This is a genomic window from Bradyrhizobium genomosp. III, assembly GCF_000261705.1.
Classification (GTDB): Bacteria; Pseudomonadota; Alphaproteobacteria; order Rhizobiales; family Xanthobacteraceae; genus Bradyrhizobium; species Bradyrhizobium ottawaense.
The window spans coordinates 1-8,916 of record NZ_AJQF01000070.1 but is presented as its reverse complement, the minus strand read 5'-3'; the positions used below and the strand labels follow the sequence as shown (position 1 = coordinate 8,916).

The following is an 8,916-nucleotide window of genomic DNA, read 5'->3' as shown; positions in this document are numbered from 1 at the left end:
CCCCCCCTGCCGCTCGTGACCGGCGCGCAGATCGGCGACAGCGGCACCGGCCTCCACCTCGCGCTCGGCATCGTCACCGCGCTCTACCAGCGCACCGTCACCGGCAAGGGCCAGAAGGTTACGGCTGCGATGCAGGACGGCGTACTCAACCTCGCCCGCGTCAAGCTGCGCGACCAGCAGCGCCTCGCCCATGGCCCGCTGAAGGAATACAGCCAGTACGGCGAAGGCATTCCGTTCGGCGACGCCGTGCCGCGCGCCGGCAATGATTCCGGCGGCGGCCAGCCCGGCCGCATCGTCAAGTGCAAAGGCTGGGAGACCGATCCCAACGCCTACCTCTATTTCATCACCCAGGCGCCGGTCTGGGAGAAGATCTGCGACGTGATCGGCGAACCCGGCTGGAAGACCCATCCCGACTACGCCAAGCCGCCGGCCCGGCTGTCGCGCCTCAACGAGATTTTTGCGCGCATCGAGCAGTGGACGATGACCAAGACCAAGTTCGAGGCGATGGAAATCCTCAACAAGGACGACATCCCCTGCGGCCCGATCCTGTCGATGAAGGAGATCATCGAGGACCAGTCGCTGCGCGCCACCGGTACCTTGGTCGAAGTCGACCACCCCACCCGCGGCAAGTACATTTCGGTCGGCAACCCGATCAAGCTGTCGGATAGCCCGAGCGACGTCGAGCGCTCCCCGCTGCTCGGCGAGCACACCGACGAGATCCTGCGCTCCGTGCTCGGCTTCAGCGACCACCAGGTCGCCGACATCCACAAGTCCGGCGCGCTCGACCCGCCGCAGAAGCAGGCCGCGGAGTAAGCAAGCTCGCTGCAAGCGCGAAAGGCCGCCGGTTTCGGCGGCCTTTTTGTTCGCGCCAAAGGAACCGAACCGCACACCGGCCGTTACTTCTTCGACCGGCATGCTCTCAGAAATGCGAACGTGCCGCCTCCACGGCGAGTGACCGAACCTCGCGCCAGACCCGCCCAACACTGAAGGATGATCCACCCTCCCGTTCGGAGGGACCAATCAATCCATATCGGCTTGCAGGCGGGAGGCGTCGCGTCAGGCGCTCCCGGGCTACGCCCATTGATCGAAGTGAGGTCGAAATGTTGAGAGATCAATCCTCTGATCGGGCCAAGCGCGAAGCCAACAAGGCGTTCAAGCCAGTCAAGACGCAGAAGCCGATGAACGACTATGCCAAGGACCAGCACTCCCTCAACGAGAACCGCGAGCGGCTCAAAGCGGAGCGATTGGCCCGCGAGGCGAAGTCGAAAGAGCAGCTTGAAAAAGAGCTGCTTGAAAAAGGCTTGCCCGAATAGGAAGCGTCTTGTCGCTGGTTACGATCTGCATCCGGCCGGCTGAAAACCGCCGTACGTTTTCCGGATCATGCTCTAGAGCATAGAGAGAAGGACGACGCCGTCCTCGAGCTCCCCGGACGCCAGCCGGGTCCGCGCGATGCGCTCAAACTCGGTGCGGTGCTTCTGAAGATAGCTGAAGGCCTGTTTCTGCGTTTGGAACGTGGTCGCGAGCCGGCACATCTGTCGGCCAGCGCCAAGCGCCAGAAAAAAGGTGATTGTGCCACCGCCGTCCGACTTGGCTCTAGGCACGACCCGCACTCTTCGGCATGTGACCGGTCCTCTCCAGATTTCATCGGTGGCGCTGCTGAAGTCGATTATTGCGGCGGCTTCCTCTTGCGCTTCGTCGGGGGCGATGCCGGCAACGATGCTCGAAGGGTCGCGTCGGCCGCTTCCTTGGCTTCGCGCAGTTCGCGCAGCCGCGCCATGTTCTTGCGAACGTCGACCGCCTGTTTTACGGCATCCGCCATGGCGCGCGCTCCTTCTTCAGCCGCCAATCGTTGGCGGTTGGAACGCGCGATACCTTCGGGTGACGGTTCTGCCGATTTCCTGGCGCTCATCCCTCACCCTGCTCCGAAAACAGACAAAACCCGCTCAATCCCTAGGATCGAGCGGGCAGCGTGGCCGTTTCAGTACATCCGTGAAACGGCACCAGGGAGCTCAGGCCAGCGAGAGATTCTCTGCGCTGACTTTGCCCCGCATCTTGTCGGTCTTGGCCTCGAAGTTGACCTTTTGGCCTTCAGCGAGACCCGCAAGACCAGCCCGCTCGACCGCGCTGATGTGAACGAACACATCTTGGCCGCCGTCGTCGGGCTGAATGAATCCAAAGCCTTTCTGGCCGTTGAACCACTTCACGGTACCTGTCGTCATTTTCTTCTCCAAAGCGCGCAAGCGCACATTCCGCGTGACGCTCACGCAGAACCAATTCAATTCGTCGATGTCTCTGGAAAAGGAGCCCGCGGGCGCATTCAACAAGGCACAGCGGCTGAACGAACAACTTTTAAGGTATACCTCACCGTCTCTACTTGCAAGGCTTGTCCAAGCTTAATTGCACCAGCACCTCGGCGGAACATTCCCAGGTTTGAGACGACTACGCGGGGCCTCCCTCTGGCGAAACGCTGAGGAGTTGAACGAGGAACGGCTGCGGAATTGTGGCTTCCGCTGACGAGGCGTAGACATTGGGGCTGATCTTGCTGCGCAGGATGGGAGGTCACCATGTCACTACTGGGCAAGGCCGCCGTCGCGATGTGGTGGAGCGTTCGCCCCGAACAGCGCAGCGAGTTCGGCGACTGGCATTCGCATGAGCACTTTCCGGAGCGGATGAGCATTCCCGGTTTCCGGCGCGGCTCGCGCTGGACCAGCACGACGGACGCAGAGGGCTTCTTCGTGCTCTACGAGCTCGAACAGTATGAGGTGCTCACGTCGAGCGGATATCTCGACCGGCTCAATGCGCCGACGCCGTGGTCGGCGAAGATGATGCCGCATCATCTCGGCATGGTCCGCAGCCAGTGCCGGGTGGCGTCGAGCTTCGGCGGCGGTGTGGCGACATCGCTGGCAACCATCAGGCTGTCGCCCCAGGCCGGACGGGAGACGGAGCTTCAAACGCGCCTCTCGGAAACGCTCAACGCATTGGCGCTGCAGCCGGGGCTGACAGGCGCCCACCTCCTCTTCACCGACACGCCTCGCACGAGCGCGCCCACCACAGAGCAGCAGATCCGCGGCAGGGACGGCGCTGCCGACTGGATCGTCCTGCTGTCGGGTTACGATGCCGATGTGGTTGACGCCGGGATCGCCGGCCAATTCTCGCCGTCGTCGCTTCACGCGGCGGGTGCTCGCGAGGATATCAAGATCGGCCGCTACAGGCTGGCATTCACGATGACGCCACAGGATGTCGCAGCGATCTAGCAACCCGGCCAGAAGGACCGCCGACAAAAAAAACGAGATGCCATGTCGGATCGGCGGCTTCCCGGTCGTCCTCGTGACATGAATGGGCCATAGACGCCAATCTCGGGCCCATCAAACACTGAGGATAACAACTATGCCCAGCACGATCCGCCTGCACCGCGTTCTCGCCACCAGCCCGCAAAAAGTCTATCGGGCTTTCCTGGAGGCCGATGCGATGGCGAAATGGCTGCCGCCGAACGGCTTTACCTGCACCGTGCATCATTTCGAGCCCAAGGTCGGGGGCACGTTCAAGATGTCGTTCCGGAATTTCACGACGGGCAACAGCCATTCGTTCGGCGGCGAATATGTCGAGCTCGTGCCCGGCGAACGTCTCCGCTACACCGACAGGTTCGACGACCCCAACCTGCCCGGCGAGATCGAGGTCACCGTGATCCTGAAGAAGGTCTCGGTCGGCACCGAGATCGACATCACGCAGGCCGGCATCCCCGACGTGATCCCGCCGGAGGCCTGCTATCTCGGCTGGCAGGAATCGCTGCGCAATCTGGCGAAGCTCGTCGAGCCCGAGATCAATCAGTAGCCGTGACGAAAGTATCGTAGTTGGTGTCGTAGGGTGGGCAACGGCGCACTTGCGCCGTGCCCACGATCTTTCTCGTACGGCGACAGACGCGTGGGCACGCTTCGCTCTGCCCATCCTACGGCACTGTTCGATCTGATGCGCCGCTCTACCCACGCGGTCATTCCGAGCGCAGCGAAGCAATGACGGACAATCGTCAAGCGCCCGCCTTCGCCTCCAGCCCGCCACCTGCCGTCCAGCGGTCCGGGTCGGGACTGTGCCCGATCAGCGCGAGGCCATAGGCGATCGACTCGAACTGATCGCCCGACATTAGCCGTTCGTTGCCGAACCGCTCGGCGAACAGTTTTCGAACGGCGGGCACGAAGGACGTGCCGCCGGTCAGGAACACCTTCTCCACCTCGCGCGCGGTGATGCCGGCTTCGGCCAGCACTTTGTCGACGGTGGCCCCCAGCCGGGCGATGTCATCTGCAATCCAGGATTCGAAATTCTTCCGCGTGATGGTCGATCCGATATCGACGCCGCCGCCCTTGAAGCGGAAATCCACCTCGTCCTGCGCCGACAGCGCAACCTTGGCATTTGACACTGCACGGTACAGCGAAAAGCCGAGGTCCAGATCGACGATGGCGATGAAATCCTCGAGCAGCTTCGGCTTCAGCGCGGTGCGTGCAAGCTCCCGCAGCTCACGCAGATCGCCGTTGCTCTTCATCATCGCGAGCTGATGCCAGCGCGCGAGGTTGGTGTAATGGCCGCTGGGGATCGGCAGCACCTTGTCGAACGAGCGGAAGCTGGAGCCCTTGCCGAGCCGCGGCGAGACGACCTGGTCGACGATGCGGTAGTCGAACGTGTCGCCGGCGATGCCGATGCCGGCGTGGCCGAGTGGCTCGGCGCGAAGGCTGCCGCCCGCGCGCGAGAAACGCATCACGGAGAAATCGCTGGTGCCGCCGCCGAAATCCGCGACCAGCACGGTGGCATCGCGCTCCAGCCTCCGGGCAAAGGAGAACGCCGCGCCCACGGGCTCGTAGACGTAGCGCGCATGGCCGGCGCCCAGGCGCTCGAACGCGGCGCGGTAGCGCTGCATCGCCAGCGCCTCGTCGGGATTGCCGCCGGCAAAGCGCACGGGACGGCCGACCGTGATGGTCGAGGTCTCGAAGCCGAACCTGTCGCCGCCATGGCGCGCCAGCGTCCGCAGGAACGCCGCCAGAATATCCTCGAACTTGAAGCGTTGCCGGAACACTTGCGTGGTGTTGAAGCTGCTGCTCGCCGCGAACGTCTTGAACGACTGCAGGAAGCGGTAGACGTGGCGTCCTTCGAGGAACGTCTCGATCGCCCAGGGGCCGCCTTCGGCCTGGGCACCGGCGCCCGGCCGATCCTCCCAGAAGCACAAAGCCGACACGTAGACGCTGTGGCGCTGTCCGCCGTGATCGAAGCGGATGGCCTCGACCCGGCGGTCGTCCGCCGCAAGGGCGACGACCGTATTGCTGGTTCCAAAATCGATGCCGATCGAGACGGCGGGCGAGGCGCTCGACATGAACCACTCTGACAGATGATTGGAAGGGGGCAGACCACTAGCGGCTTTGACTTGCCCTGCCAAGCCTTGCCTGCAAAGCCTTGCCCTGCCAAGCCTTGCCCCGCAAAGCCTTGCCCTGCAAAGCCCTCGGCCATTGCGGCTCGCTTCAGGTTCGCGCGGTGGGCCCCGGTTTCCCCTTCAAGCGTATGGATATGCCTCTGGCAGGTACGCTTCGGCGTCCGGAGACGGCGTCTAAGCCGGAAAGCCCCGTTTGGAGGCCATTTAAGCCCGAACCGACCTCATTAACCCCGCATTATGCTGCAATGCGGGACTTTGTATGCTGCTATGCAAACAAGCGCGTAGACAGTGGCATCTGGTATACATAGTTTCATCCCCAGACGAGACGCCAAGACTGATCGTCTCAAGAAAGGGAATTCCAATGTCCAAGACCGCTTCCGTCGCTTTCGCCCCCTCCTCCTCGCTGTTCAGCCGCTTCATGGCTGCGGTCGACCGTTTCCTGATGGCGAGCGCCGAGATCTCGAACCACAATGGCGACCTGCCGCGTTTCGGCCTGTAAGAAGGCCTTCCCCGCGCAGCCGAAACGGCGCGCGGCAGGCAACCGCAGACGATAGGTTTGATCAATGGCCCCCTCGTCGGGGCCATTTTCTTTTGGTCCCCGCTTCGCCCGCGAACACAACTGCGACGATTGGTCCGCCGATTTGGCCGGCCGTCCAATTGTGAGCCAGCTGGCATCTCGCATACCATTCGACAACCAAAACGATTGCACGACCAAGGTGCTAGATGGGGATGCAGAGCGCGGGACAGGAACGGCCAAGGAAATGGCACGTTTGCCAATCAGGGCGGAGCCTTAGCCCAAAGGAGCGGATGTCGCCCCTTGTCCCCGCTCATAAACTTCTGGTTGGTGAGGCTGCAATGGGAGATCGACCGCAAAGGTGACCCCAAGCGTGTGAATCCAGATGGGCTGACGCGAGCTGGCAAAGAACGGCCGCGTTTCGACAGGGAGAGAAACGAGATGAAGTCATTCGTTCTGAATGTCGCTTTGGCGGCAATGGCGATGTCGTGCGCCGGCAGCACTGCAAGTTTTGCGGCCTGGGAGCCGGTTCGTCCGGTCGAGTTCATCGTGCCCGCGGGCACCGGCGGCGGCGCTGATCAGATGGCACGAACCATCCAGGGCATCGTCACCAAGCATAATCTCATGAAGCAGCCGCTGGTCGTCATCAACAAGGCCGGCGGTGCAGGCGGTGAAGGCTTTCTCGACGTGAAGACGTCGTCGGGCAATCCGCACAAGATCATCATCACGCTCTCGAACTTGTTCACGACGCCGCTGGCAACGGGGATTCCGTTCAACTGGAAGGATTTGACTCCGGTCGCGATGCTGGCGCTGGATGAATTCGTGCTCTGGGTGAATGCCGAAAAGCCGTACACCAGCGTCAAGGATTACGTCGACGCCGCAAAGAAGGCCCCAAGCGGCTCATTCAAGATGGGCGGCACCGGCTCGAAGCAGGAAGACCAGATCATTACGGTCGGCATCGAGAAGGCGATCGACGCGAAGTTCACCTACATCCCCTACAAGGGTGGCGGCGAGGTCGCGGTTCAGCTCGTCGGCAATCACGTCGATTCCACCGTCAACAATCCGATCGAGGCGGTCGCGCAATGGCGCGGCGGCAAGCTCCGTCCGCTCTGCGTCTTCGACGCCCAGCCGATGGCCTATGACGAGCCGATCGCAGAGGGCAAGGCCTGGAAGGATATTCCGACCTGCAAGTCGCAGGGCCTCGCGATGGAATATCTCATGCTGCGCGGCATCTTCATGTCGCCCAAGGCCACCAAGGATCAGGTCGAGTATTACGTCGAGCTGTTCAAGAAGGTTCGCGCCACGCCGGAATGGCAGGATTTCATGAAGAGCGGCGCCTTCAACACGACCTTCCTGACCGGGGCCGACTACGCCAAGTGGGTCGAAGCGGAGGAGAAGCGGCACGAGGGCTTGATGAAGGAAGCCGGTTTCCTCGCGCCGGGCAATTGATCCCGGGATTGACCCGCGACACCGATGACGGATGAGGACGCCGGTCGTCCTCCCGTCTGCTGCGAAACAGTCCGATTCCGCCTGGAGCTCCCATGACTGAACAATCCGAATCCGGCCCGACCCACAAGACGCTGGAGATCGGCATGGCGCTGTTGATCGGCGCCTTTGGTCTCGTCGTGATCTTCGGCAGCATCAAGGCCGGCATCAACTGGGGCGCGGAAGGCCCGCGTGCCGGATTCTTCCCGTTCTATGTCGGCGCCGCCATCGTCGGTGCGAGTGCCATCAACCTGTGGCACGCGCAGCGCGACGACGACGGCCGGCTGTTCGCGGCATGGGGACAGCTTCGCCAGGTCATGAGCGTCGTCGTGCCCACCGCGATCTATGTCGGCTCGATGCCGTTCATCGGCCTCTACATCGCCTCGATGGTCTTCATCGCCTGGTTCATGCGCTGGCTCGGCGGCTATCGCTGGCTGACGGTCATCGCGGTGGCAATCGGCATGCCGGTGGTGACCTATCTCGTTTTCGAGCGCTGGTTCCTGGTCCCGCTTCCCAAGGGGCCGTTCGAGGAGTGGCTCGGTCTGTAAGGGCCCACGCATTCATTCAATTGCTGCTGCAGGACGTATCGATATGGAAGAGTTGGCCAATCTATTTCACGGCTTTGCGGTCGCCCTGCAGCCCTACAACATCATGCTGATGATCATCGGCATCACGCTCGGGGTCATCATCGGCGTGCTGCCGGGGCTCGGGGGCGCCAACGGCGTGGCGATCCTGCTTCCCCTGACCTTCAGCATGCCGCCGACATCGGCGATCATCATGCTGTCATGCATCTATTGGGGCGCCTTGTTCGGCGGCGCCATCACCTCGATCCTGTTCAACATCCCCGGCGAGCCCTGGTCCGTGGCGACCACCTTCGACGGCTATCCGATGGCGCAGCAGGGCAAGCCCGGCGAAGCCCTGACGGCCGCCTTCACCTCCTCCTTCGTCGGCGCGCTGTTCGCCGTCATCATGATCACGCTGGTCGCGCCGCTGGTCGCGGGCTTTGCGCTGCGATTTGGTCCGGCGGAGAAGTTCGCGGTGTACTTCCTCGCCTTCTGCAGCTTCGTCGGCCTCAGCAAGGAGCCGCCGTTCAAGACCATCGCGGCGATGATGATGGGCTTCGCGCTCGCCGCGGTCGGCCTCGATTCGATCACCGGCCAGTTGCGGCTCACCTTCGGCGTCACCGAGCTGCTCAACGGATTCGACTTCCTGATCGCCGTGATCGGCCTGTTCGGGATCGGCGAGATCCTGCTGACCATGGAGGAAGGGCTCGCCTTCCGCGGCGGCAATGCCAGCATCAACCTTCGCGTCGTGCTTCAGACCTGGCGCGAGCTGCCGACCTACTGGATGACCTCGCTGCGCTCCTGCCTGATCGGCTGCTGGATGGGCGTCACGCCCGCCGGAGCGACGCCGGCATCCTTCATGAGCTACGGCATCGCCAAGCGGCTGGCGCGGCGCGGCAACAATTTCGGCAAGGGCGAGATCGAAGGCGTGATCGCGCCGG

At 62.8% G+C, this 8,916-nt stretch carries 12 protein-coding genes; 8 read left to right on the top strand and 4 right to left on the bottom strand.

Going from position 1 to position 8,916, the window contains the following annotated elements:
• Window positions 1–813 (top strand): CoA transferase (locus tag IC66_RS0106930; RefSeq protein WP_038947119.1); only part of this gene is annotated, 813 nt, incomplete at its 5' end.
• A 287-nt stretch (window positions 814–1,100) separates the two neighbouring features.
• The gene (locus tag IC66_RS0106925; protein WP_028143041.1) at window positions 1,101–1,313 is read left to right on the top strand and encodes a hypothetical protein; all 213 of its coding nucleotides are present in this window, start codon (window positions 1,101–1,103) and stop codon (window positions 1,311–1,313) included.
• Between the two features lie 72 nt (window positions 1,314–1,385).
• Here IC66_RS0106925 and IC66_RS0106920 read toward each other — a convergent pair whose 3' ends face one another.
• The 3 genes from IC66_RS0106920 to IC66_RS0106910 form a co-directional block, all read right to left on the bottom strand.
• On the bottom strand, window positions 1,386–1,610 hold the full coding sequence (locus IC66_RS0106920) for a hypothetical protein (protein WP_028143040.1): 225 nt from the start codon (window positions 1,608–1,610) through the stop codon (window positions 1,386–1,388).
• A gap of 56 nt (window positions 1,611–1,666) precedes the next feature.
• Window positions 1,667–1,909 carry a hypothetical protein gene (locus IC66_RS0106915; protein ID WP_028143039.1) on the bottom strand — a complete coding sequence of 81 codons (243 nt, stop codon included), beginning with the start codon at window positions 1,907–1,909 and terminating at the stop codon, window positions 1,667–1,669.
• A 100-nt stretch (window positions 1,910–2,009) separates the two neighbouring features.
• On the bottom strand, window positions 2,010–2,219 hold the full coding sequence (locus IC66_RS0106910) for a cold-shock protein (RefSeq protein WP_028143038.1): 210 nt from the start codon (window positions 2,217–2,219) through the stop codon (window positions 2,010–2,012).
• 345 nt (window positions 2,220–2,564) lie between these two features.
• Between IC66_RS0106910 and IC66_RS0106905 the strand changes: the two genes are divergently transcribed.
• Together IC66_RS0106905 and IC66_RS0106900 are read left to right on the top strand one after the other, a co-directional pair.
• Window positions 2,565–3,254 carry a hypothetical protein gene (locus IC66_RS0106905; protein ID WP_038947118.1) on the top strand — a complete coding sequence of 230 codons (690 nt, stop codon included), beginning with the start codon at window positions 2,565–2,567 and terminating at the stop codon, window positions 3,252–3,254.
• A 133-nt stretch (window positions 3,255–3,387) separates the two neighbouring features.
• Window positions 3,388–3,831: an SRPBCC family protein gene (locus IC66_RS0106900; RefSeq protein ID WP_028143036.1), complete on the top strand. Its 444-nt coding sequence runs from the start codon at window positions 3,388–3,390 to the stop codon at window positions 3,829–3,831.
• Between the two features lie 193 nt (window positions 3,832–4,024).
• On the opposite strand, the gene IC66_RS0106895 is transcribed toward IC66_RS0106900, so the two are convergent.
• Complete coding sequence (locus IC66_RS0106895) at window positions 4,025–5,356, bottom strand: Hsp70 family protein (protein ID WP_038947117.1); 1,332 nt, start codon at window positions 5,354–5,356, stop codon at window positions 4,025–4,027.
• A 418-nt stretch (window positions 5,357–5,774) separates the two neighbouring features.
• Between IC66_RS0106895 and IC66_RS47615 the strand changes: the two genes are divergently transcribed.
• The 4 genes from IC66_RS47615 to IC66_RS0106875 all read left to right on the top strand — a co-directional run.
• Complete coding sequence (locus IC66_RS47615) at window positions 5,775–5,912, top strand: hypothetical protein (RefSeq protein WP_162832240.1); 138 nt, start codon at window positions 5,775–5,777, stop codon at window positions 5,910–5,912.
• A 456-nt stretch (window positions 5,913–6,368) separates the two neighbouring features.
• The gene (locus IC66_RS0106885) at window positions 6,369–7,376 is read left to right on the top strand and encodes a Bug family tripartite tricarboxylate transporter substrate binding protein (protein WP_028143034.1); all 1,008 of its coding nucleotides are present in this window, start codon (window positions 6,369–6,371) and stop codon (window positions 7,374–7,376) included.
• Window positions 7,377–7,468: 92 nt separating this feature from the next.
• Window positions 7,469–7,960, top strand: coding sequence for a tripartite tricarboxylate transporter TctB family protein (locus IC66_RS0106880; RefSeq protein ID WP_038947116.1), 492 nt, complete (start codon window positions 7,469–7,471; stop codon window positions 7,958–7,960).
• 43 nt (window positions 7,961–8,003) lie between these two features.
• On the top strand, window positions 8,004–8,916 hold a 913-nt coding region (locus IC66_RS0106875), incomplete at its 3' end, for a tripartite tricarboxylate transporter permease (protein WP_038947115.1).